General features: G+C 61.8%; 23 protein-coding genes and 1 tRNA gene. 8 read left to right on the forward strand and 16 right to left on the reverse strand.

Annotation, left to right across the window (positions count from 1 at the left end):
* The first annotated feature begins 9 nt into the window (after positions 1-9).
* Positions 10-906, forward strand: coding sequence for a LysR family transcriptional regulator (locus HNO86_RS23325; RefSeq protein ID WP_175379281.1), 897 nt, complete (start codon positions 10-12; stop codon positions 904-906).
* Between the two features lie 132 nt (positions 907-1038).
* Here the strand turns inward: HNO86_RS23325 and HNO86_RS23330 are convergent, their stop codons facing one another.
* Together HNO86_RS23330 and HNO86_RS23335 are read right to left on the reverse strand one after the other, a co-directional pair.
* Positions 1039-2139, reverse strand: coding sequence for a polyamine ABC transporter substrate-binding protein (locus HNO86_RS23330; RefSeq protein ID WP_175379282.1), 1101 nt, complete (start codon positions 2137-2139; stop codon positions 1039-1041).
* A 265-nt stretch (positions 2140-2404) separates the two neighbouring features.
* A tRNA-Gln gene (locus HNO86_RS23335) sits at positions 2405-2479 on the reverse strand.
* A 334-nt stretch (positions 2480-2813) separates the two neighbouring features.
* Here HNO86_RS23335 and HNO86_RS23340 point away from each other — a divergent pair.
* Positions 2814-4523, forward strand: coding sequence for an amidase (locus tag HNO86_RS23340; protein ID WP_175379283.1), 1710 nt, complete (start codon positions 2814-2816; stop codon positions 4521-4523).
* Between the two features lie 163 nt (positions 4524-4686).
* Here the strand turns inward: HNO86_RS23340 and HNO86_RS23345 are convergent, their stop codons facing one another.
* The 7 genes from HNO86_RS23345 to HNO86_RS23375 form a co-directional block, all read right to left on the reverse strand.
* The gene (locus HNO86_RS23345) at positions 4687-5577 is read right to left on the reverse strand and encodes a transporter (protein WP_175379284.1); all 891 of its coding nucleotides are present in this window, start codon (positions 5575-5577) and stop codon (positions 4687-4689) included.
* Between the two features lie 83 nt (positions 5578-5660).
* Positions 5661-6722, reverse strand: a complete 1062-nt coding sequence (locus HNO86_RS23350) for an NADH:ubiquinone reductase (Na(+)-transporting) subunit F (RefSeq protein WP_175379285.1) — start codon at positions 6720-6722, stop codon at positions 5661-5663.
* 10 nt (positions 6723-6732) lie between these two features.
* On the reverse strand, positions 6733-7092 hold the full coding sequence (locus tag HNO86_RS23355; RefSeq protein ID WP_175379286.1) for a phenol hydroxylase subunit P4: 360 nt from the start codon (positions 7090-7092) through the stop codon (positions 6733-6735).
* Positions 7093-7208: 116 nt separating this feature from the next.
* The gene (locus HNO86_RS23360) at positions 7209-8741 is read right to left on the reverse strand and encodes an aromatic/alkene/methane monooxygenase hydroxylase/oxygenase subunit alpha (RefSeq protein WP_175379287.1); all 1533 of its coding nucleotides are present in this window, start codon (positions 8739-8741) and stop codon (positions 7209-7211) included.
* Positions 8742-8794: 53 nt separating this feature from the next.
* Positions 8795-9067 (reverse strand): MmoB/DmpM family protein, encoded by a 273-nt coding sequence (locus HNO86_RS23365; RefSeq protein ID WP_175379288.1) that lies wholly within the window; start codon positions 9065-9067, stop codon positions 8795-8797.
* Positions 9064-10059 (reverse strand): aromatic/alkene monooxygenase hydroxylase subunit beta, encoded by a 996-nt coding sequence (locus HNO86_RS23370; RefSeq protein ID WP_175379289.1) that lies wholly within the window; start codon positions 10057-10059, stop codon positions 9064-9066. Before HNO86_RS23370 ends, HNO86_RS23365 begins: the two co-directional genes overlap by 4 nt.
* A gap of 56 nt (positions 10060-10115) precedes the next feature.
* Entirely contained in the window at positions 10116-10370 is a 255-nt protein-coding gene (locus HNO86_RS23375) for a phenol hydroxylase subunit (protein WP_175379290.1), read from the reverse strand.
* Positions 10371-10786: 416 nt separating this feature from the next.
* Here HNO86_RS23375 and HNO86_RS23380 point away from each other — a divergent pair, with 416 nt between their 5' ends.
* Positions 10787-12490 (forward strand): sigma-54-dependent Fis family transcriptional regulator, encoded by a 1704-nt coding sequence (locus HNO86_RS23380; RefSeq protein WP_175379291.1) that lies wholly within the window; start codon positions 10787-10789, stop codon positions 12488-12490.
* A gap of 89 nt (positions 12491-12579) precedes the next feature.
* Here HNO86_RS23380 and HNO86_RS23385 read toward each other — a convergent pair whose 3' ends face one another.
* Positions 12580-13899: an OprD family porin gene (locus HNO86_RS23385; RefSeq protein ID WP_175379292.1), complete on the reverse strand. Its 1320-nt coding sequence runs from the start codon at positions 13897-13899 to the stop codon at positions 12580-12582.
* 414 nt (positions 13900-14313) lie between these two features.
* On the opposite strand from HNO86_RS23385, the gene HNO86_RS23390 reads away from it, so the two are divergent.
* The 4 genes from HNO86_RS23390 (at position 14314) to HNO86_RS23405 (ending at position 18159) form a co-directional block, all read left to right on the forward strand.
* On the forward strand, positions 14314-14976 hold the full coding sequence (locus HNO86_RS23390; protein WP_175379293.1) for a glutathione S-transferase family protein: 663 nt from the start codon (positions 14314-14316) through the stop codon (positions 14974-14976).
* Positions 14977-15091: 115 nt separating this feature from the next.
* Entirely contained in the window at positions 15092-15376 is a 285-nt protein-coding gene (locus tag HNO86_RS23395; protein WP_175379294.1) for a hypothetical protein, read from the forward strand.
* 228 nt (positions 15377-15604) lie between these two features.
* Positions 15605-16981, forward strand: a complete 1377-nt coding sequence (locus HNO86_RS23400) for a pyridoxal-phosphate dependent enzyme (protein ID WP_175379295.1) — start codon at positions 15605-15607, stop codon at positions 16979-16981.
* Complete coding sequence (locus tag HNO86_RS23405; protein ID WP_175379296.1) at positions 16978-18159, forward strand: cystathionine gamma-synthase; 1182 nt, start codon at positions 16978-16980, stop codon at positions 18157-18159. Before HNO86_RS23400 ends, HNO86_RS23405 begins: the two co-directional genes overlap by 4 nt.
* Positions 18160-18324: 165 nt before the next feature.
* On the opposite strand, the gene HNO86_RS23410 is transcribed toward HNO86_RS23405, so the two are convergent.
* From HNO86_RS23410 to HNO86_RS23435, 6 genes are read right to left on the reverse strand one after another with little or no spacing between them, the layout of a single operon-like run.
* A complete protein-coding gene (locus HNO86_RS23410; protein WP_175379297.1) occupies positions 18325-18714 on the reverse strand; it encodes a GFA family protein in 390 nt (129 codons plus the stop codon).
* Between the two features lie 25 nt (positions 18715-18739).
* Positions 18740-19645, reverse strand: a complete 906-nt coding sequence (locus tag HNO86_RS23415; protein ID WP_175379298.1) for an amino acid ABC transporter permease — start codon at positions 19643-19645, stop codon at positions 18740-18742.
* Positions 19642-20274: an amino acid ABC transporter permease gene (locus HNO86_RS23420; RefSeq protein WP_175379299.1), complete on the reverse strand. Its 633-nt coding sequence runs from the start codon at positions 20272-20274 to the stop codon at positions 19642-19644. The genes HNO86_RS23415 and HNO86_RS23420 overlap by 4 nt, the downstream gene beginning before the upstream one ends.
* 21 nt (positions 20275-20295) lie before the next feature.
* Complete coding sequence (locus HNO86_RS23425) at positions 20296-21138, reverse strand: glutamate ABC transporter substrate-binding protein (RefSeq protein ID WP_175379300.1); 843 nt, start codon at positions 21136-21138, stop codon at positions 20296-20298.
* 39 nt (positions 21139-21177) lie between these two features.
* Positions 21178-21942: an amino acid ABC transporter ATP-binding protein gene (locus tag HNO86_RS23430; protein ID WP_175379301.1), complete on the reverse strand. Its 765-nt coding sequence runs from the start codon at positions 21940-21942 to the stop codon at positions 21178-21180.
* Positions 21943-21992: 50 nt separating this feature from the next.
* Positions 21993-23015 (reverse strand): asparaginase, encoded by a 1023-nt coding sequence (locus HNO86_RS23435; RefSeq protein WP_175379302.1) that lies wholly within the window; start codon positions 23013-23015, stop codon positions 21993-21995.
* A gap of 184 nt (positions 23016-23199) precedes the next feature.
* On the opposite strand from HNO86_RS23435, the gene HNO86_RS23440 reads away from it, so the two are divergent.
* Positions 23200-24150 (forward strand): LysR family transcriptional regulator, encoded by a 951-nt coding sequence (locus HNO86_RS23440; RefSeq protein WP_175379303.1) that lies wholly within the window; start codon positions 23200-23202, stop codon positions 24148-24150.
* Positions 24151-24322: the final 172 nt, after the last annotated feature.

The raw sequence follows: 24322 nt of genomic DNA on the forward strand, positions 1-24322 counted from the left end.
AGTCACACCATGTCGAGCCTGTTGAACCAGTCGGCCAGCCTGATTGCCTTCGTCCGCGCGGTCGAAGCCGGCTCGTTCAGCGCCGCCGCGCGCAACGCCGGGACCACGCCCTCGGCCATTTCGAAAAGCGTCGCCCGGCTGGAGTCGGAGCTCAATGCCAAACTGTTCCGCCGCTCCACGCGCATGCTCAGCCTGACGCCCGAGGGCCAGGCATTTTTCGAGCGGGTCGCGCCGCTGTTGCAAGCCATCGACGATTCCGCCGACGCCCTGCGCCACACCGGCGGCGCCCGTGGTCATCTGCGGGTGAGCATGCCCAGCGAACTCGGGCGATTGCTGATGCCGCGGATTCATTCGGTGTTCCTCGCCGATCACCCGGAGGTGGAGCTGGACCTGACGCTGCTCGACCACCATGTCGAGGTGATTCGCGAGGGTTACGACCTGATCTTCCGCGTCGGCAGCCTCGCCGACAGCGACCTCAAAAGCCGCACGCTGGCCCAGCTGGAAATGGCGCTGGTGGCCTCCCCCGGGTTTCTCGAGCGATCAGGTCACCCGACGTCCATCGAGGAGCTTCGCGCCCTGCCCTTCGTGCGTTACCAGCTGAATGGTCGGACCTTGCCCATCGTGTTCGCCAATGGGGAAACGGTGGTGCCGCGTGGGCGTATCGGGCTTGATTCGGGGTTTGGGTTGCGGACCGCGGCATTGGAAGGCATGGGCATCGCCTACCTGATGAAATGCACGGTGCAGCGGGATCTGGATAGCGAGGATCTGGTGCAAGTATTGCCAAAGGAAAAACTGCCGGCGCTGGCGATGCATTCGCTGCATGCCTTTGGCGCGTTAACGCCGATTCGGATCAAGGTGTTTGCCGATTTTGTGCAGAGGGAGTTGCTGCGCCTGAACGAAGGTTGATGGTGCATCGCCGATCAAATTGTGGGAGCGGGCTTGCTCGCGAATGCGGTGTATCAGCCAACGTTAATGTCGACTGATACTCCCTCTTCGCGAGCAAGCCCGCTCCCACAGGGGGTTGGGTCTATGCCGGGGTTATTTGTCGGACTTGATGGCCGTCCACACTCGCGTGCGCACCCGCTCCAGCTTCTGCGGCAATGGCTGCACCACGTACAGCGTCGCCAGGGCCTGGGGCGTTGGGGTCAGGTTGGGGTTGCCGGTGATTTCCTTGTTGATCATCGGCAGCGAATCCTTGTTCACGTTCGGATAGCCGAGGAAATCGCTGATCGGGGCGATGACTTTCGGTTCGAGCAAAGTGTTGAGGAATTCGTGGGCCTCCTCGACGTTCTTCGCGCTTTTCGGGATGGCGAAGGTGTCGAACCAGATCGGCGCGCCCTCCTTCGGCAGGCGCCAGTCGACCACCACGCCGTTGCCCGCTTCCTTGGCGCGGTTACCGAACTGATAGAAGCTGCCGGAGTAACCGATGGCCACGCAGATGTCGCCGTTGGCGATGTCGGTCATGTACTTGGCGGAGTTGAAGTAGGTCACGTAAGGGCGAATCTTGAGCATCAGCGCCTTGGCTTTTTCGTAGTCAGCCGGGTTCTGGCTGTTGGGGTCCAGCTTCAGGTAATGCAGGGCCAGGGGGAGGATTTCCGATGGCGAGTCGAGCATCGCTACGCCGCAGGACTTGAGCTTTGCCATGTTCTCGGGCTTGAACACCAGGTCCCAACTGTCCACCGGCGCGTTCTCGCCCAGCGCCGCCTTGACCTTGGCCGGGTTGAAGCCGATCAGCACGGTGCCGTACATGTAGGGAACGCCGTACTGGTTGCCCGGGTCATTGGCGTCGAGCAGCTTGAGCAGCGCCGGGTCCTGGTGCTGCCAGTTGGGCAGCTTGGACTTGTCGAGTTTCTGGAACACGCCGGCCTTGATCTGGGTTTCGATGAACTGGTTCGACGGCACCACCAGGTCGTAGCCGGAGTTGCCGGTCAGCAGCTTGGCTTCCAGGGATTCGTTGGTGTCGAAGGTGTCCCAGGTGACCTTGATGCCGGTGTCGTCGGCAAATTTCTTGGGCACGGCGGGCAGCATGTAGTCCGCCCAGTTGTAGACCCTCAACTCGCGCTGTTCGGCGTGAACGGCGCTGGCCAGCAGCGACAGCCCGCAAACTGTGGCGCCCAGGATGCGTTTCATGGTGTCCATGGATCAGTTCCCCAATGTCAGCTCGTTGGTTTTTTTCTGTTTTGTAGACGGCAGTGGCCGCAACAACGGCCAAGGGCAAAGAAGATCAAGGTCTCTGGTTGTGGCCTCGATTCTTGCTGACAGGTGAGTCGGTTCACAGCGTGAGTCAGGCCAAAAGGGGATCGAAATGGCCAATATCCGTGTCCGGATGGATCTGGAAGGGTTTAGAGCAACCATAAAAAAACGCCAGCTCCTTGCGGAACTGGCGTTTTTGATACGGCGAATATGGCAGGGGCGGCTGGATTCGAACCAACGCATGGCAGGATCAAAACCTGCTGCCTTACCGCTTGGCGACGCCCCTGCGAATGTTGCAATGAATGCCTGGCATTCAATCCCTGCTACACGACCTGTTTAAGGGTGTGTTTCGGAATGCGCGGAAATTTACCAACATTTGTTTCGTCTGTGAAGCCCCTTCGGGTAAATTTTTTTCTTTGAAAACAGCGACTTGTTAAACGACTTGTTTTGCACTTGGGGCAAAATGCGACGCTACAGTTGAAATCCGGCCTGCGTCGCGTAAGGCTGTGCATCCCGTAACACTATAAAAATACCCTTCAGAAAAGTGATGTTCCTGTGCTCCAGATCTCCCTCGAGGCAATCCTTTATCGCCTTCCCCTTTCGCTGCCGGTGGTAACCGTATGATCGAAGTCACCGAAGTTTCCATTGCTCAACTGCGCGCCGCGCTCGAATCCGGCCAGACCACGGCGGTCGAACTGGTGCAGGCCTACCTCGCCCGCATCGACGCCTTTGATGGTCCCCAGACGCCGACCGCGCTCAACGCCATGGTGGTGCGCAACCCCGATGCGCTCAAGGAAGCGCAGGCCTCGGACGAGCGTCGCGCCAAGGGTCAGACCCTCGGCCCGCTCGACGGCATTCCCTACACCGCCAAGGACAGTTACCTGGTCAAGGGCCTGACCGCGGCATCCGGCAGCCCGGCCTTCAAGGACCTGGTTGCTTACCGCGATGCCTTCACCGTCGAGCGTCTGCGAGCCGGCGGGGCGATCTGCCTGGGCAAGACCAACATGCCGCCAATGGCCAATGGCGGCATGCAGCGCGGGGTCTATGGTCGCGCCGAGAGCCCGTACAACGCTGACTACCTCACCGCCCCTTTCGCGTCCGGTTCGTCCAACGGTGCCGGTACGGCAACTGCCGCCAGCTTTGCGGCGTTCGGTCTGGCCGAGGAGACCTGGTCCAGCGGTCGCGGCCCGGCGTCGAACAACGGTCTGTGCGCCTACACGCCTTCGCGCGGGGTGATTTCGGTGCGCGGCAACTGGCCGCTGACGCCGACCATGGACGTGGTTGTGCCTTTCGCCCGGACCATGGCCGACCTGCTCGAAGTGCTCGATGTGGTGGTGGCCGAAGATCCGGACAAACGCGGCGACCTGTGGCGTCTGCAGCCGTGGGTGCCGATTCCGAGCGTCGCTTCGGTGCGCCCTGCTTCTTACCTTGAGCTGGCGGCAAAGGCCGACTCGCTGGCGGGCAAGCGTTTCGGCATTCCTCGCATGTACATCAATGCCGACGCTGAAGCCGGCACCAGCGAAGCGCCGGGCATTGGTGGCCCGACCGGCCAGCGCATCAACACCCGTCATTCGGTGGTCGAGCTGTGGCAGCTGGCGCGCCAGGCGCTGGAAACCGCGGGCGCCGAAGTGATCGAGGTGGATTTCCCGCTGGTTTCGAATTGCGAAGGCGATCGTCCGGGAGCGCCGACGGTGTTCAATCGCGGGATCGTCTCCAAGGAGTTCCTGCACCATGAGTTGTGGGATCTGACGGCGTGGGCGTTCGATGATTTCCTGCAGGCCAACGGCGACCCGAAGCTCAATCGTCTGGTGGATGTCGATGGTCCGCAGATATTCCCGCACGAACCCGGCACCCTGCCGAACCGCGAGGGTGATCTGGTGGCGGGGATGGATGAATACGTGAAGATGGCCGAGCGCGGGATTACGCCGTGGGATCAGATCAGTACCGTGCCTGATGGCCTGCGTGGGCTGGAGCAGACCCGCAAGATGGACCTTGAGGACTGGATGGATCGCCTGGGTCTGGATGCGGTGCTGTTCCCGACGGTGGCCGACGTGGGCCCGGCGGATGCGGACGTCAATCCGGCATCGGCTGATATCGCCTGGAGCAACGGGATCTGGGTGGCCAACGGCAACCTCGCCATCCGCCACCTGGGCGTACCGACGGTGACCGTGCCCATGGGTGTGATGCCGGACATCGGCATGCCGGTGGGCCTGACCTTTGCCGGTCGTGCCTATGATGATTCGTCGTTGCTGCGTTTTGCGGCCGCGTTCGAATCCACCGGCAGCAAGCGCCAGATTCCACCGCGTACGCCGCCGTTGTCAGCCAAGTAAGCAAGCCCACACATTGGTTTTGTGTCGATCACAAAATCTGTGCTCGCTGCCAATACTTGTAGGAGCTGTCGAGTGAAACGAGGCTGCGATCTTTTCAAGGCAAGATCAAAAGATCGCAGCCTTCGGCAGCTCCTAGGGGGGTTGGTGGATATAGTGGGTTCGGTCAAAACGGCACGGTCAGTTTCATCCAGTAGGCATTCCCCTGCGCCCGGTTGCGCACTTGGGTTTCCTGTTCCCATTTGCCGGTGACGAACCATCCCGATTTGCTGGTGTATTTGATCGAAGGACCGATCGCCAGGGAGCGCCCTTTGTTGTCCTTGATCGTCTCGCCGTTCTGCCGGTCGTCGGTGGTCTGGCGGTAGTAGTAGCCGCCCACACCCAGCACCCAGCCATTGCCCAGGCCCCAACCCACCGCGTAGTCGACATGAAACTCCTGGCCCGATCGGTAATCGGTGGCGGGGTTTTCGCGGTTGAAGTCGTACATGATCTTGGCGTCGAGGTTCAGCCCGTTGGGGTCGACGTAGGACATGGCGTAGACCGGTTCGATCACCCAGTAGTTGCGCCCGATGTTGGCCAGATCCCCTCGGTCATAACGACCGGTGGGTGCGATCATGTCCAGGGCGAGGATGCTGTGGAATTTCTCGCTGTGATGAAACCCCAGCGCCGGCCCGAAGATGATGTCGCCCAGCCCTTGCTTGCTTTGCGACTGGCCATTCAATTCAACCTTCAGATCCACCAGCGGCACGATCGCATGCAGCGCCACGCTCGCGCCGAACAGCGTGTAGTCACTGACCCATATCAGCCGTGGTGTGATGGCGTTCGCCCGCACGCGAAAGTCCACCGCAAGTTTCTTGCCATCGTTGCCGCGCAGGTTGTCGGCTTCGTAGTGATTGACGAACAGTTGCCCGTAGAAACCCGGCGGCGGCATCGCGCCGGACATGTAGTTTTCCGCCCCCAACGGGTAGGAAGTCCCTCCGCCTTCAGTGGCGTGAGCCACCAGCGGCAAGGCGGTCAATGCTGCGGTCACGATCAGTCTTTTCGTAGTGCAAGTCATGCAGTTCAACCTTTATTGTTGTTATCGGTCGGGCACGCCCTGCCCTCTCGTCACGGGTCGAGAAGGCAGGTTTCAGGGGTAAATCAGATACGTTTGAACAACGCGGAACGCTGGGTCGACTCGCCTCCATCCGCCGCGCTGTAGAAGCGCTCCATGAAGATGTCGCGTTCGAACAGACGACCCTGCATCAGGCAGGTAATCGCCGAGTCGATCATCACCGGCGGCCCGCACAGGTACGCCTTGCGACTGCTGAAACGGCCGTCGAAATGCTGCTTGGCCGCGTCATGCACATAGCCCTTGAAGCCGGTCCATTCGCGATCCTCCACCGCCTGGCTGAGCGCCGGGACATAGGTGAAGTTGGCGTGATCCCGGGCCAGCGCCTCGAACAGCTCGCTGTTGTACAACTCGGCACGATTGCGCGCGCCCTGGAACAGCACGATCTGCCGGCTGTCACCCGCCTCCAGCAAATCGAGAATCATCGACTGTGGGCTGGACAAGCCCGAGCCGCCGGCGATGAAAATCAGGTCGCCGCTCTGCGAGCCGCGGACGAAGAACTGCCCGTAGGGTCCCGACAGATCCACCGTATCGCCGACCTTCAATTCATCATGAATCATGCCGGTCGCCAGCCCGCCGTCGACCTTGCGCACATGCAGTTCGACCTCGTCGGCACGGCTCGGCGGGTTGGCCAGGGAGAAGGCGCGCGTGCCCTCGATGCCGGGCAATTGCAGGTTGATGTACTGCCCCGCCTGGAAAGCCATCGGCCGGTCGAGCTTGAGGTGTACGCCCTTGATGGTCGGCGACAGGTCCACCAGCGCACTGACCGTCGCGCGGTAGTCCTCGACCGGATGACCGAGGAAATCCGGATCGGCATCGATGTCGGCCTCGATCACCATGTCGCTCTGGGGGATCGCGCAGCATGCCAACACCTTGCCTTCGTCACGCTCCATGTCCATCAGCGCGAAGGACGACGCCGCGCCCAGGTCCGCTTCCCCTTCCAGCACCTGGACCTTGCAAGTGGCGCAGGTGCCATGGCCGCAGGCAAACGGCAGCCAGACGCCCTGGCGCAACGCGGCCTGGAGAATGGTCTGCCCTTCTTCCACTTCGATCTGCTCGCCAGTGGGTTCGATGGTTACTTGGTAGCTCATGACCCTGTCCTCAGTTGAAGCTGCCGGCAATGCCGTTCAAGCCAGGTGTGTTCAGGTGCAGCAGGCTTTTGTGATCGATGCCGTTGGCGATCAGGCTGGCGTTGTTGTCGGGGCTGAAGGGTTGATCGTTCAGGCGCCACTGCGCCTGACTGAAATCGACCCGCGACGCTTCCGGGTGGCTGGCGATCGAGGGCTTGACCACCTGCTCGATGAAGGCGCCGAAGGGCATGTCCGGCGGCAGTGGAAAGGTGAAGGGGGCGCAGAACATCAGGTGTTTTTCCCAGCAGAGGTACACCAGTTGCAGGCCATGGAAATTCGCCTGGTGGTCCAGGGGTTGGGCGTTGTAGGCGCCGATGGCGGTCACGGGCATGGTTGTGTCCTTATTCTTGTGGGTTGCACGGTGGAGCGAGCTGCGGGCGATGGCGGTGTGTCAGGGGCCTTATAGCGAGCAGGCTCGCTCCCACAAAGGGGATTGCGGTGTCTGGGTCAGCCGGCTTTTTTCAGGTCCGGGTTGCGGACGTTGGGGTGCCAGTCCTGCCAGCGTGAGTGCTCGGTGGAGCCCAGGTACTCGAAGTTGTCCTGGCCGGGGTTGATGTTGTAGTAGTCGCGCACCACCGACTCGACGTCGCCGCCACCGCAGTTGCCCTGCAGGATCTGGTGCACCGGCAGCCAGGCCTGGATGTACTTGGTCGGCTCGTACTCGAAGATGTCGCAGCAGCCCTGGGAGCAGAAGTGATAACGCTCGCCCTCGTGCGTCGCGCTGCGATGACTGAGGGTGGTCGGATCATCCGGCTCGCCGAACGAGAGCGGGATCTGGCAGATCTGGCAGAGCATCGGCAGGGTCGGGTTGTAGAAGCGCTCGCCCTTCTCCTGCAGCGCCCGCCAGTGCTCGTAGCGTGGGCGGTAGATCTTGTCGAAGGTGTCCGGGTATTTGGACGACAGCCAGTCCAGTTCCTCGTCGGTGGGAATCCAGGTGTGGAAGTTCGTCGCTTGGCTGTACTGGTAGAAGATCGACCAGGCCTGATGGCTGATGTGATCCTTGCCGATGTTGGCCTCTTCGACGTGCTTGGGCGGACGGATGCCGTAGCGCTCCAGGTCCTTGAACAGCGCGCCGCCGGCCTCTTCGAAGTACACGCCCCAGGCTTCGGACCAGGACATGACTTTGTTGGGCAGCATGTAGTCCATCATCATCCCCACCAGCGTCAGCAGGCGGTAGCCGCGCCAGAACCACTTGTCGATCCAGCGCTGGATGATCGGCACGTTGTCTTCGTGCTGTTCGAGCAGGAACTTGATCACTTCAAGGCCCAGGGTCATGTGCCGGGCTTCGTCGGACTGCGCCGAGAAACCGAAGGTCACGGTGGCCATGTCGCCGTTGAACGCGGCGCCCGACATGAACGGCACGAACAGCAGGTTGGTCAGCACGTATTCGAAGGAGAACGAGATCGCCGTGAGGAATTCGAACGGGCCGGCGGTGCGCGCATCCTCGAAGAACGACTTGGGCACCGAGAGGAACCACACGCGGTCGTGCATGTGGGCGAAATCATGCAGGCCGTTGAAGTGCTTGTTGTAGTGGCTCATGGCGTGGATCTGGGTCTGCACATGACGCAGTTCGTCAATGGCCTGCATCTGGCAGGCGACCCGCGCACCGGCACCGCTGAACTGCCGGCCGACCCGGGCAAAACCCTGATAGGCCTGGTACTCGAGTGGCGTCACGCCGGACAGGAACAGCTTCAGCGCGTTGACATAACGGGCGTCCGAGAGCGTGGTGTGGCCGTTGTTCTGGGAGAACGCATCGAAGATCGCGTAGAGTTTTTTCTCTTTCTCGGCCTGGTATTTCCAGTAGGTGTCCATGGTCAGGCGGAACGGGTCTTCCCACTTGTCCCAGTCAGTGATCTTGATGCCCTCGAAACGTTCGTGAGGGTAGATGGCCTCGTGGGTCTGGTAGCTCGGCTCCCAGTCCAGGTCACGGGTCATGCAGCGGTATTTTTCTTTGGCATTGAGGCGTTTTTTCACGGCCATGATGGCGCTCCCGAATTTTTGTTATGGATCGAAGCTGGCGGGTGGGCTGCCGGTCAGCTGTTCCAGTACAGGGAAAAGCTGTCGTCCTCTTCCACGACGTTGCCGCCCAGGGTGATCACGTACATCAGCATTTCCTGGATGTCCCAGGTGCCGCCGGTGAGCTGTTCCACCGTCTCGCGGCGGATGTCCAGGCGGTCCTGCGCTTCGATGCGGATCATCGACGGCTGGTGCTGGACGCTGGCGTGGGGGTTGTCCTGCACGATCGCGTCGACGATCGAACGGGCGTAGTCGGTGTCCTGCAGGTTGATGTAAACGAGGGAAGTCATGCCTGGGCTCCTGTCAGTCCGATTTTCTTCAGGCGAGCGCTGAATTCGCTGCACACGGCGTCGAGCGCCGAGGCCTCGAGACCCAGGCCGGCCAGCGGTTGCAGCGCTTCGACGGAACGGGCGCTCCAGTGATCGATCCAGCCCTGTACCAGAGCCTTGTTCGCCGCGCTTTCGTTGACCACGGTCTTGAGCAGAGCATCGACCCAGCGCTGGCTTTCGGCGAACCACAAGCGCATGAACTCGGTGAGCATGCCGACCTGGCCGGCGCCGTTGGCGGTCAGTTGTTCGTCGAGCTTGTGGAACAGCAGCGGGTACACCAGGCCGTCGCTGACCAGGTTCTGCGCCACGGTCAGTTCGAACCAGTCGCGCACCACCAGGGTGTCCTCGACGTAGCGACGCATGCCCTGCCACGCCGGATCGTTGATCCACTGCTGCTTGGCCTGGGCCAGCAGCAACACGTCGCCGTCATCGAGCATCAGGCCGATGCGCGACAGGTACTGGGCGATGCCCAGACGGTCCATGGCATGGAACATGTGCATCTGGGTGACGCTGGTGCCGAAGCCGTCGGCGGCGATGTTGCTGTTGTTCATGTTCGCGCCCATTTCGGCATGGCGCAGGGGCAACAGCAGCTTGCCGATCAGCTGGATATTGCTGGCGGACAGGCCGGCGAGCATGTCGCGCTTCTCGCAGAAGGCGTAATCGTGCTCGGCGTTTTCCTGCATCTTGGCCCGGGCCTGGACGTAGGCGCCGTAGTAGTACTGGCGCGGGTCGCTGACCGTGTACCAGTCCGCCATGACCACCGCGGTGCGGGTCGCGTCGTTGAGCAATTTGTCGGGCTGCCACAGCGGCCGGTAGTGAAAATTGGTCGCCGACTCCAGGTCGAAACTGGCTTCCTGATAACGGCTGGCGACCTTGTCGCCAAACCGGCGACGGGTGTGACTGAAGGTGTTGCGGATCGTCTCGACGGTAGCCGTCTTGATCTCGACACTCATGGAGTGGACTCCTGTGGTTATTGTTCTGTTGGGGCTGCTGTTGGCTCAGGCAAGGTTCAGTCGGCGTCGCGGCCTTCGCCGTAGCGCCACTTGCGCGCATCGGCATCCAGGGCCTCGCACATCTGCGTGTCCATGTGCTGCACCTGGTTGACCTCGCAGAACTGGTCGAACGCCTTGCGCGGCAGAACCAGCTCGACGAACAGGTCGGGAAAGCCGATGGCGAAATCGAATTCGACGAAGGTGTCGCCAGGTCCGCTGCGTACACGGACGTAGCGCGGCATCTGATCGAATGGGCTGGCGGGTTGGCTCATGCTCGGGTACTCCCTTGTTCTTGTGAGGGGTACGGAGCAACAAGGGTGCCAGCGGTGAAAACCGGCCCTGAATTAATTTTTTATTCGTTTAAAAACAGATAGTTATTATCTATACGCCGCGAACACTGGCTGCTCGCAAGCCCCTGCAGAACCTCGCTCCGGCCCTGATGAATTGATCATTTGATCAATCGCCCTCGGCACCTTCGAGCAAATGAATCAATGACGCGGAGATTGACTTTTCGCTCGGATTCAGGCCGCTTAGAAAAAGAAAAACGACCATGCCTGCCTGCAAAAAAGGTCGCTTCGACGACGCCCCTGTAACAGGAATGCGTTGGTCGCCAGGATGCGTACAAATCCGCCACGGCCTGAGCGGAACGCATCTCCACCCCCAAAAAACTACAACAGGGGCGCAGTGAATGATCACCACGTACAAGGCTTCGCAACAGCCGCCATCGCTCAAGGATCTGAGCGATCAGGTGCGCTTTCTCGGCGGCGAAGGAAAGATCTGGCTGGACGAACAGCGCATGCTGCTGATCCAGGTGTCGATGATGGCGTCGTTCCGCCGCGAGCTGATCGAGATGCTTGGCGTCGAGCGCGCCAAGGGCTTTTTCCTGCGCCTGGGCTATCAGTCGGGGCTCAAGGATGCGGAGCTGGCGCGCAAGCTGCGACCCCAAGGCAGCGACGTCGAAATGTTCTTTACCGGCCCGCAACTGCACTCGCTCAAGGGCATGGTCAACGTGCGCCCGCAAGAGATCGACATCGATCTTGAGAACGGTCAGTTCTACGCCGACATCGAATGGCAGGACTCCTTCGAGGTGGAAAACTGCCAGACCGAAAACCTGCATTCCGATCAGCCGGTGTGCTGGATGCTGCTCGGATACGCCATCAGCTACAGCTCGTTTTTCCTCGGTCGGCAGATCATCTACAAGGAGGTCAGTTGCCGGGGTTGCGGCGATGCCCAGTGCCGGATCATCGGCAAGCCGGCCGAGCAATGGGACGATGCCGAAGAGATCATGCGCTACTTCCAGAGCGACCCGATTATCGATGAACTGCAGGCCCTGCAGGTGCAGGTGGCGAACATGCGCCAGCGCCTGCAGATCGAGGCCGGCAAGTTCTACGGCATCGGCCAGTCGCCGATCTACCGCCGCACCTGCGCGCTGATCGACAAGGTGGCCCTGGGCAAGGCGTCGGTGTTGCTGCTGGGCGAGACCGGCGTGGGCAAGGAAGTCATCGCCCGCAGCCTGCACCTGCGCAGCGAGCGCGCCGGCGGGCCGTTCATTGCGCTGAACTGCGCCGCGATCCCTTCGGACCTGATCGAAGCCGAGCTGTTCGGCGTGGAAAAAGGCGCCTACACCGGCGCCCAGCAGTCGCGCATGGGACGTTTCGAACGGGCCAACGGCGGTACGCTGTTCCTCGATGAAATCGTCGAACTGACCCCGCGGGCGCAGGCCACATTGCTGCGGGTTCTGCAGGAGCAGGAGCTGGAACGGGTCGGCGATTCGCAGACGCGCAAGGTCGATGTGCGGGTCATCACCGCCACCCACGAAGACTTGGAAAACGCGGTCAAGCAAGGGCGTTTTCGCGCCGACCTGTTCTATCGCCTGAACGTGTTCCCGGTGCGGATTCCGGCCCTGCGCGATCGCCGCGAAGACATCCCGCTGCTGATCGAACACTTCCTGGAAAAGCTCCACGCCAGCTACAAGAAAAAGACCCTGGGCCTGTCCGACCGTGCCCTGGAGGTGTGCCTGCACTACGACTGGCCGGGCAACATCCGCGAGCTGGAAAACCTGATGGAGCGCGGGGTGATCATCACCGACGACAACCAGAGCATCACCGTCGACGCCCTCTTCCCCCACTCACCGCAAATGGCCGAAAGCATTGGCGTGGCCAGTGACGGGCGGCTGGTCAAATCGACGCCTGTCTGCGGACAGGGCTGGATCGACACGATCATCGACAGCGGCATCGCGCTGGACTCGGTGGAGGATGCGCTGATTCAGGCGGCGATGGAGCGCAGTCATCAGAACGTCTCTGAGGCGGCGCGGTTGTTGGGTATCACGCGGCCGGCGTTGGCTTATCGGTTGAAGAAATCGCCGTCGGATTCGAACCCTCCCAAGGCTTGATCATTGCGTGCGCTTGAGGCTTAAGTGAAGGCGTGAGTGAAGGCAGGATCGATTGCGCCACGCACGCTTTCGATCCTGCCGCCCCTGAGCTACAGCAACGAAATCGCGTAGTTGATGATGAAGCGGCTCTGATCGACATCACGCCCCGCCTCGGTGTTGGACTGCCCGTTGCGCAGCGAGAAACCGACGTTCTTGAACGTGCCCGACTGAATCACGTAGTCCAGGGTCATATCCCGCTCCCACTCCGATTGATCCCCGCTGTCCTGCGCCTTGATCCCGGTGCCCTTCAGATAAGCGATCGACGCCTTCAGTCCCGGCACGCCCAGCGCCGCGAAGTCGTAGGTGTACTGACCGAAGCGGGTTTGCTCGCCGGCGCGGGTGAAGCTCTGGATCATGCGGTCGGTGGGCAGATAGACGCTGCCGCCACCGGCGCCCTTGTCCGGCAGGCTGCCCTGGTTGGGCTGGACGAAGTTGCTGCCATCCCCGACCTGCTGATACCCCAGCGCCACCGCGTGGCCGCCGTTGGTGTAGGTGACCATTGCGGCCCAGGTGCTGTTGTCGATTTCGCCATCGTTGTCATCGGTGTAACCCGACACCCGATACCCCGCCGCCCTGCCCGCCGCCGAACTGTTGGCGCCGCTGGAGGTGGTGCGAAAGTAGCGCAGGTCGGTGGTGATCGAACTGCCGCCGTCCAGCGGCAGCATGTGCACCAGGCCCAGGAAGTTCTGGTTGTAGAAGTCTTCCAGCTGCGCGAAGTAGTACTGGGCCTTGAGGTTTTTGGTGACCTCGTAGTCGCCGCCGGCGAAGTAGAACTTGTTGCTGTCGCGAGTGGCGCCGGCCACCGACAGCCCGGTGCGGTCGGTCGAGGCGCGGCCCACGGCCTGCTCCAGCAAACCGCCGGTCAGGGTCAGGCCGTCGATGTCTTTGGAGGTGATCTGGGTGCCGGTGAAGGACTGCGGCAGCACGCGGGCATCGTTGGACAAGAGGATCGGCAGCTTGGGCAACAGTGTGCCGTAGCGCAGTTCGGTTTTCGCCAGGCGCATCTTCGCGGTCGGACCGAAGCTGCTCCAGCTGTCGGCAGCGCCATCGCCGTCGCTCGGGATCATGCCGCTGCCGACGTGACGCCCGGCACCGCTGTCGAGGGTCACACCGAGCAGCGCCTGGGCATCCAGGCCGAAACCGACCGTGCCCTGGGTGAAACCGGACTCATAACGCAGCACGAAACCCTGTGCCGTTTCCTCGGTTTTCGAGGGCTCTGCCGCGCCGTCGCGGTTGTCGCTGTTGAAATACAGGGTGCGCATCGACAGCGTGGCTTTGCTGTCCTCCAGAAAGCCGTGGCTGTCGGCGGCCTGGGCGGCTACCGAGCCGCTGGCCAGGAGGATGACGGTGGGGATTGCTCGTTTCAACATACGGGGTTCCTGGGGATTTCTTATCGTTATTGGGGTGTGCTGTGGCTTGTTTCGGGCGCGCAGAGGCCCGTGCCCGATGAATGAACATGGGCCTGAAAATTTCAAAGTTGGCTGGATCGAAACTCGTCCCCTGTAGGAGCTGCCGCAGGCTGCGATCTTTTGATCTTGCTTTTAAACAATCAAAAGATCGCAGACTCGTTTCACTCGACAGCTCCTACAGGGGCTGGGTGAATCAAAATGTGAAACTCTTAAAACATTTCGGGAGGCGTTTTTCAAACGCGGTGAAAGTAGTTTTCGTAGAGGGATACGGCGTGTCGTGCAGAGGCATGGATCGCGGGCGTATTTGAAAATCCGCCCGGCAGGTTTTCATCGATGGTCAATACTGCTTGGCACCCCGTACCGAGGAGACTCGTCATGTCCCTGACGCTGTACTACCACCCGCTTTCGTCGTTCTGCCACAAGGCGCTGGTTGCGCTGTACGAACATCGGATCGACTGTGAAAAGCGCCTCATCGACCTCTCCAGCGAAACCGAGCGCGCGGAACTCGCAGCGCTGTGGCCGCTGATCAAGTTCCCGGTGATCCGCGATCATGCCCGCCAGCGCACCGTGGCCGAATCGAGCGTGATCATCGAATATCTGGACCATTTCCATTCAGGCGGACAGAAGCTGATCCCCGACGATTGGGAGACGGCGTTGCAGGTGCGGCTTTGGGATCGCTTTTTCGACCTCTACGTCCAGCAGCCGATGCAGCAGATTGTCGCCGATCGCATCCATGCCACCCAGGCCGACCTGAGCAAACAACGCGTCACCCTGCAGACCGCCTACGGCATGCTCGAGCAGCAACTGGACGCCGGCGGCTGGGTCGCCAGCCCGGACTTCAGTATGGCCGACTGCTCGGCCGTGCCGGCGCTGTTCTACGCCCGCACCCTGGTGCCCTACGCCGATGATTACCCACGGCTCAGCGCGTACTTCGAGCGATTGATCCAGCGACCGTCGGTCCAGCAGGTGCTCGACGAAGCCAAGCCGTGGTTTGCCTGGTATCCCTTTGCCGAGTCCCTGGAAGCGCGCTTTCGCTAGCCGTTACACAATTGTATCGACACTTCGCAGCGCTTGGCCCGCGCCTTGCTTTGGCAGGTTTCGCCGGGGACAGTCAACCGACTTCCCTGTGGCGCAACGGTCTGCGGAGGTTTGCATGGCGGGGCAATCGACACTGGCAGTTTTGTTGGCGGCGCTGGCGGCCGTCATGGTCGTACTGGCCGTGGTTCTGACCGCCGCCGCGGCGGCAATGGTGAGCGCTGCAACCCTCACGGCCATCGGCCTGGCGGGCAGATTCATACCGGAGATCCAGCCCCTGGCAGGCCTGGCCATCACCCCCTATCAGGCAACGCTCATGGCCGGCATGCAGGCCTGCGGGCTGACGACCATCACCGAGGTCATGCACCAGATCAACTGGATCCTGATCAGGGCCACTCTCTAGCAACCAGACCCGATCCCTGTGGTGGCTGCCCTGATGGCCCCATAACACTACCCACAAAACCACCCCATCACAGGTCATTTCCCCAATGTCGGGGCTACTTTCAGCAAGGCGGTTGCGAGTGTGGCGATCCGGGCCTATGGTCCAGACGAGGCAATTGCTGCGACTGCCGCGAAGACTCGCAGGCGATCGACGGCAATCCACCAAGGATCCCTGCAGTGAGGTGATGAGATGCCGAACGACTCCCGCCCTGCCGTGCTCGAACTGATTGGCAATACGCCACTGGTGCGTGTCAGCCGTTTCGATACGGGCCCCTGTACCCTGTTTCTCAAGCTCGAATCCCAGAACCCCGGCGGCTCGATCAAGGACCGCATCGGTCTGGCAATGATCGATGCCGCCGAGCGCGATGGCCGGCTCAAACCCGGCGGCACCATTGTCGAAGCGACCGCCGGCAACACCGGCCTGGGCCTGGCGCTGGTCGGCCGGGCCAAGGGTTATCGCGTGGTGCTGGTGGTGCCGGACAAGATGTCCACGGAAAAAGTCCTGCACCTCAAGGCCATGGGCGCCGAGGTGCACATCACCCGCTCCGATGTCGGCAAGGGCCACGCCGATTACTACCAGGACGTGGCCGCGCGGCTGGCCAGGGAAATTCCCGACGCGTTTTTCGCCGACCAGTTCAACAACCCGCACAACCCGCTGGCCCACGAATGCAGCACCGCGCCGGAGATCTGGGCGCAAACCCAACATGATGTCGATGCGATTGTCGTCGGTGTCGGTTCGGCTGGGACCCTCACCGGGTTGACCCGGTTCTTCAAACGGGTGCAACCGGACCTGGAAATGGTCCTGGCCGACCCGGTGGGTTCGGTGATGGCCGAGTACAGCCGCAGCGGCACCCTCGGCGCCCCCGGCTCCTGGGCGGTGGAAGGCATTGGCGAAGACTTCATCCCCTCGATCACCGACCTGTCGAGCGTGCGTCACGCCTACTCGATCAGCGACGAGGAAAGCTTCGACCATGCCCGCCAGTTGCTGCGCAAAGAAGGCATTCTCGGCGGTTCGTCGACCGGCACCCTGCTGGCGGCGGCGCTGCGTTATTGTCGGGAACAGACCGAGCCGAAACGGGTCGTCAGCTTCGTCTGCGACACCGGCACCCGTTATCTGTCCAAGGTCTACAACGATCAATGGATGTCCGATCAGGGCCTGCTGCAAAGCAAACGTTATGGCGACCTGCGCGACCTCATCGCCCGGCGCTTCGAGGATGGCCGGGTGATCAGCGTCGGCCCCGACGACACCCTGCTCACCGCGTTCCAGCGCATGCGCCTGGCGGATGTCTCGCAACTGCCGGTGCTGGAGGACGGCAAGCGCCTGGTCGGGGTGATCGACGAATCCGACATTCTGCTGAACGTGCAGAGTGGCGATGCGCACTTTCGCATGACCGTCACCTGCGCCATGACCGACAAGCTGCAAACCCTCGCACCCGACGCCAGCCGGGCGCAGCTCGAAGCGGTGCTCGACCGCGGTCTGGTGGCGATCATCGCCGATGCTTCAGGTTTCCACGGCCTGATTACCCGGGTCGACATGCTCAATCATCTACGGAGAACCCTTGCATGAGTCAGGATAAAAACGCCGCGCCCCGGGGCTTCGCGACCCGGGTGATCCACGCAGGCCAATCCCCGGACCCGACCACCGGGGCGCTGATGCCGCCGATCTATGCCAACTCCACCTACCTGCAAGACAGCCCCGGCGTGCACAAGGGTTTCGACTACGGGCGCTCGCACAACCCGACGCGATTCGCCCTGGAGCGCTGTGTGGCGGATCTGGAAGGCGGCACCCGGGGCTTTGCCTTTGCTTCGGGGCTGGCGACCATTTCCACGGTGCTGGAACTGCTGGAAGCCGGCTCCCATGTGGTGTCCGGCAATGACCTGTACGGCGGCACCTTCCGCCTGTTCGACAAGGTACGCCAGCGCAGTGCCGGGCACCGTTTCAGCTTCGTCGACCTGACGGACCTGTCGGCGTTCGAGGCAGCGTTGCAGGACGACACCCGCATGGTGATGGTCGAAACGCCGAGCAACCCGCTGCTGCGCCTCACCGATCTGGCCGCCATCGCCCGCCTCTGCCGCGCCCGCGGGATCATCTGCGTGGCCGACAACACCTTCGCCAGCCCGTGGATCCAGCACCCGCTGGAGCTGGGTTTCGACATCGTGCTGCATTCGACCACCAAGTACCTGAACGGCCACTCCGACGTGATCGGCGGCATCGCCGTGGTCGGCCAGAACGCTGAACTCGCCGAGCGCCTGGGCTTTTTGCAAAACGCCGTGGGCGCCATCGCCGGTCCCTTCGACGCCTTCCTCACCCTGCGCGGGGTGAAGACCCTGGCGCTGCGCATGGAACGCCACTGCAGCAATGCCCTGGAACTGGCGCAGTGGCTGGAGCGTCAGCCACAGGTGGCGCGAGTCTACTACCCCGGCCTGACATCGCACCCGCAGCACGAACTGGCGCGTCAGCAGATGCGTGGTTTTGGCGGGATGATCTCCCTGGACCTGAACACCGACCTCGCCGGCGCCCGGCGTTTCCTCGAAAGCGTGGAGATCTTTGCCCTGGCCGAGAGCCTCGGCGGCGTGGAAAGCCTGATCGAACACCCGGCCATCATGACCCACGCCACCATCCCCCCGGACACCCGGGCGCAATTGGGGATTGGCGATTCGCTGATACGGCTGTCGGTGGGGGTCGAGGATGTCGAGGACCTGAGGGCGGACCTGGCGCAGGCGTTGGCACAAATCAGCCGCTGATCCACGCCACCTGTAGGAGCTGACGAGTGAAACGAGGCTGCGATCTCTTGATTTTGTTTAAAGCAAGATCAAAAGATCGCAGCCTTCGGCAGCTCCGACAGGGATCGCGGTCGTACGCAAGTCAAGGGTCTGGCCCGCTCCCGGATAGGAAATACCATGCGGTTATTATTCGGTTCGCCCCGTGGATTCACGGTCGCGTTCGTAGTGTTTGGCGAGAGGAAACGCCGGCAACCACGCTTCGCGGCGTATGGTCCAGAGTTCGTAGGTCGGTTTGAATTGATCGGGGGCGTCGAGGGATCCCAGGTTTATCTCGATTTCATCGCCGCTGCGGTTGAACACCGAAGACCCACACCGAGGGCAGAAACACCGTCCGGCGTACTCCCGCGTCTCCCCCTCGATGCTCAGCGCCGCCTGCGGAAAAATCGCCGAAGCATGAAACAACGCCCCATGGACCTTGCGGCAGTCCAGGCAGTGGCACAGGCCAACCCGATACGGGCGCCCCGTTGCCACGATCCGGACATCGCCGCACAGACAACCGCCCGTGATTCGGTCCATGGTGCGTCTCCTGTGCAGGTGAAGGTCATTGATCCCGTCTGGGCAGCGGTTCAAGCCCCGTCGGCAGACCGGGAACCGTCGCCAGTTTCACCTCGGCCACCTCCCCGTCGTCGCGCACGACGGCCCGTGAAGTATAGGCCTGCCGCCGTTCGATCCAGCGCCGCAGCGCCAGCAGCAACGCACTGACGAAACCGTACATGACCGTGACGATGAACGCCGATTGCAGCAGCGATTGCGGCGCGAAGCTGGAGATCTGCTGGGACCGGCGCAACAGCTCTTCATACGGAATGATGTAGCCCAACGAAGTGTCCTGGACGATGGCCAGGATCGCACTGATCAATGCCGGCAGCATCAGCTTGAGCGCCTGGGGCAGGACGATCCAGATCATCGCCTGGTGTTCGCGCATGCCGATCGACAGGGCCGCTTCGCGCTGACCGCGTCCCAAGGAAAGAATCCCCGCCCGGACGATTTCCGCCGTCATCGCGCTGTGGTGCAGGACCATGCCGAAGATCAGGTAGCCCAGCGCCGACCAGTGCAGGCCGACCGAAGGCAAGAGGATCACGGTGAACAGGATCAGCAACAGCAGCGGGACCGCACGGAAGCAACCGATATAACCCGCGGCCAGCGTGCGCAGCCAGAACCTGTGCGACAGGCGCGCCAGTGCCAGCGGCACCGCGAGACTGAAGGCCAGCACGGTGCTGATCACCGCCGCCAGCAAGGTGGCGACCAGGCCGTCGAACAGGAATTTGAGCGTCCCCGGATGCAGGAAGATTTTCCAGCGATGGGCATCGAACTGGCCACTCGCATCCAGGCGATGCCCCACCGCATAGACGAAGCACAACAGCAGGACCACACCGACCACCGAGATGATCCGGTTACGCCGTCTGGCAATCGGCCCCGGCGGTTCGTACAGCAGATTGTCCGCGTTCATCGCACCACCGCCATTTTTTGCTCCAGGAAGCGGAAGAAAAGCCCCGCAGGCAGGGTCAGCAGGAAGTAGGCCGCCATGGCACCGAGGAAGGTCGGCACCGCCAGCGCGGTGTCGAAGTTGATCTTCTGCGCGGTGTAGGTGATGTCCGCCACCCCGATCGCGGCGCCGATGGCCGATGCCTTGATCTGAATGATGAACAGGTTGCCCAGCGGCGCGATCACCGACTGCACGGCCTGCGGCAACACCACCTCACTCAGAATCTGGTCGAAGCGCATGCCGATGCTGCGTGCCGCTTCAACCTGCCCGATCGGCACGGTATTGATGCCCGCCCGCACCACTTCGCAGATCCACGCCGCGCTGTACAACCCCAGCACCAGCACGGTGGACGTGAACAACGAGTACATGAAGCCCAGCTTCGGCAGGCCGAAGGTGAACAGCAGCAACAGCGCCAGCAGCGGCATCATCCGCATCAGTTCCACGTAGCTGCTGGCAAACCAGCGAAAGGGTGGCCATGGGCTCACCCTCATGATTGCCAGCAGCAGCCCGAGAACGATCGCAATGGCGAAGGACAGCAGGGTCAGCTGGACGCTGACCGCAATGCCGCCCAGAAAGCGTTCGATATACGACATCAGGTTCGCCTCAGCCGCGCCTTATTGTTCGATCACCGGCACCTGCGGTGCGCCCAGCCCCTCTTCCAGGTCCTTGCCGTACATTTCCTTCCACTGGCCGTTCTGGATCGAAGCGCTCAGTTGGCTGTTGAGCCAGTCGCGCCACACGGTGTCGTCCTTGATCACGGCAATACCGTAAGGCTCTTCGGTGAACGGCGCGCCGACCACACGCATTTTCCCCGGCTGGCGCATGGACTCGCCGACCAGCGTGGCGCCGTCGTCGACATAGGCGTCGAAACGCTTGTCGATCAGCCCCTCGACGCAGGCCGAGGCGTCGCTGAAGGTGACGATCCTGGCCGTCGGCGCCAACGGCTTGAGGTTGCGCTCCACGGTGGTGCCGCTCAGCACGCAGACGGTCTTGCCATCCAGGTCGGCGGTTTTCCTGATCGATTGATCGTCGGCGCGGACCAGCGAATCCTGGCCGGCAAGGTAGTAAGGGCCGGCGAAACCGATGACCTTCTTGCGCTCATCGGTCACGGTCATGGTGGCGATGACCATGTCGACACGCTTGTTCTCCACCAGCGGAATGCGGTTCTCCGGCGTGGTGCTGACCCACTCGATGTTGTCTTCGGAGCCGGTGAGTTTCTTCGCCAGCATCCGCGCCAGATCAGCCTCGAACCCCTCGACGTCGCCGGTCATGGGGTTGCGCGAAGAGAACATCAGGGTATTGAGCGAGCTGCCAACCACCAGCTTGCCGCGTTTCTGGATCTTGGCCATGGTCGAATCGGCCGGGAACTGCTCAACGGTAGAGGCCGAGGCGAACGAGGCGAAAATGCACGAAGCCAGGAGGGAGACGCCGAGGGAAACGATTCGATTTGAGCGCATGTTTGGGTTCTCTTTTTATTGTGTTTTCAGTTGGGTGAATCAGTGTGCAAGGACCTTGGACAGAAACTCGCGGGCGCGCTCCGAGCGAGGCGCGCTGAAGAAGGTTTCCGGGGGAGCGCTTTCGACGATCCGCCCGGCATCCATGAAAATGATCCGGTCGGCGGCGGAGCGGGCAAAACCCATCTCGTGGGTGACCACCACCATGGTCATGCCGGTGCGAGCCAGATCGACCATGACCTTGAGCACCTCGTTGACCATTTCCGGATCCAGGGCCGAGGTCGGTTCATCGAACAGCATCACGCTGGGTTTCATCGCCAGCGAACGGGCCAGCGCCACACGCTGTTGCTGGCCGCCCGAAAGCTCGGCCGGATAAGACTTGCCCTTGTGCCCAAGGCCGACCTGATCGAGTAATTGCATGGCCCAGGCGTCCGCTTGCGCGCCGCGCATGCCAAGGACCTTGCGCGGCCCCATGGCGACGTTCTGCAAGGCGGTTCGATGGGAAAACAGGTTGAAGCTCTGGAAGACCATCCCGACCTTGGCGCGCATCCTGGCCAGTGCCCCGCCCTCTTCCGGCAGGCGTTCACCGTGCAGGAAGATCTCGCCGCTGGTGATGGTTTCCAGGCGGTTGATGCAGCGACACAGGGTCGACTTGCCCGAGCCGGACGGGCCGATGATCACCACCACTTCACCGGGCTGCACTTCCAGGTCAACGTCAAACAGCACCTGCTGGCTGGCGAAGAACTTGTTGACGGCGCGCAGCGAGATGGCGGAGGTCTGCTGGTTGTGTGAGTGAGTCGATAGCATGGTTTTCGATCTGCCCTAAAGTCTGATGGGTGCCCGGCAGGCCCCCCGCATTAGACGAACTTCAATTGCACCGTGGCTTTCAATTGGCCGGCCGGCGCACCGTTGTAACTGCGCAGCACCGGATCGGCCCAGGGTGCCAGCAGCGGACAATCTCTGTCCTGCTCCAGCACGCCCAGTTGCTTGAGCACGGCGATGGTCACGGCGAACACGCTGGGGAAATCGCCATCGCTGACCTTGACCGCCACGCCCAGGCCACGGCTGCGGATGCCCACGGTCTGCACGCCATCGGCACCGGTTTTCGCCACCCAGTCGCCATTGGAAGACAGGGTGATGCCCAGATCGGCACGACCGGTGCCAGAGACCATTTCCGGATGGCTGCGCATGGCTTCGAACAGGCGCTTGAGGATCGGATCGAGGCTGCCATCGCCACCGCCATCACCGCTGGCCAGACGTGCCCACAACAACGCCAGTCGCGACAACGGCATGCCCAGGTTCGGCGCGTTGCAGCCGTCGGTCCCGGTCCACAGTTGGTTTTGCGCAACACCGCTCAGTGACGCGACGACATTCTGGATGTCGCGCTGCAAGGCATGTTCGGGGGTCAGATAGGTCTCGCTGGGCAAACCGTGCAAGCGGCAATAGGCGAGGAAGCCGCTGTGCTTGCCGGAGCAGTTGTGGTGACGCTGGTCGTAGCGAAAACCCTGGGGCGGCAGATTGTCGACGGTGTAGAAGTCCGGCAAGTGGCAGCCGCAGCCCAGGTCGGTGGAAGCCCGCTGGATTTTCGAGAGCATGCCGCTCACGGCATTCACATGGTTCGCTTCCCCGGAGTGACTGGCGCACATCACGGCCACCTGCTCGTCGGAGAAGCCGAAGTGCTCCACGCCGCCATCGCGCACGAACGGGATGGCCTGGAAAGGTTTGAGCGTGGACCGGGAAAACATCATGGCGGCGGGATCGCCGGCGTACGCCAGCAGCGATCCTTGATTGTCGACAACGGCCACCGAGCCCCAGTGGATGCGCTCCACGTGTTCGTTTCGGGTAGCAATGGCCAATGGAACGTGTGCGGGAAAATCCATGGTGATCTCGATACTCCAAAGATTACCCCGCGGATCAATGGTCCTGCGGGGCCAATACGTGGTCGGTTGTGATGAACGACGTGCGCACTTCGATCGAAAATGAGTCTATATTCCAGCAAATACCGATGGAATATCGCGAAACAGAATTCGGTTTTGCACCTGACGCAAAGGCATTCAGCTAACCATGACCTCTGAAACGGCACGTATCGATCATCTGGGCGTCATGAGGGCACTGGTCAAAGTGGTCGAACTGGGCACCTTTTCCGCGGCGGCCCGGGAGATGCACGTCTCCCCTTCGACCCTGACCCGCATGATTTCGGCGCTGGAAAAATCCCTGGGCACCGCATTGCTGCATCGCACCACGCACATCGTCGCCCTCACCGAAGCGGGCCAGATCTATCACGCCCGGGCGTTGTCGATGATTGCGGATCTGGACGACACCCTGCGGGTGGTCAGCGATCTCAACCTTGCCCCCAGCGGCCCGCTGAAGCTGGTGTCGCCGGTGGCCTTCGGCAGGCGTTTTCTGGCGCCGCTGATCGCACCCTTTCTGCAGATGTACCCCGGCATCCAGATGGACCTGCGCCTGACCGACAACCACAACGACATGATCGTCGGCGGTTTCGATCTGGATATCCACGAAGGGGAAAATCATCTGGAAAACCTGATCGCCTACCCGATCAGTCGCAACGACTCACTGCTCTGCGCAACGCCCGACTACCTGGCGCGCTGCGGACACCCCGCCACACCGCAAGAACTGAGCGCACACAATTGCCTGATCTACCTGCACCCCGACGCCGACCCCCATTGGTACTTCACCCGGGACGAGGTCAAACACTCGATTTTCCCAAAGGGTAATCTGCAGTCGGACAACTCGGAGCTGCTGCTTGAAGCGGTGTGTGGAGGATTGGGTATTGCCGAGTTCGAGATCTGGCTGGTGCGGGATCTGCTGCTGAGCGGTGAATTGCAGATCGTGTTGCCGGACTTCCGGTTCGTCAACTCGCTGACTGGCAGGCAGATCTACATGGCGTATCTGCCGAACCGGCGGTACTCGACAAAGGTGCGGGTGTTGCGCGAGTTTCTGGAAACTCATCTGAAAGGGATTGGTGAATTGCCGCCTGAACTGTACAGCGGCTGAACACCATTCCTGTAGCAGCTGGCGAAGCCTGCGTTCGGCTGCGCAGCAGTCGCAAATCCTGAATGCGAGGTCTGTCTGATACAGCGCGTTGGCTGATTTCACGACTGCTTCGCAGCCGAACGCAGGCTTCGCCAGCTGCTACAGGGATCGGGTTTGACTTGACTGATCGCAG

It is taken from the genome of Pseudomonas sp. C1C7, assembly GCF_013359595.1.
Lineage (GTDB): Bacteria > Pseudomonadota > Gammaproteobacteria > Pseudomonadales > Pseudomonadaceae > Aquipseudomonas.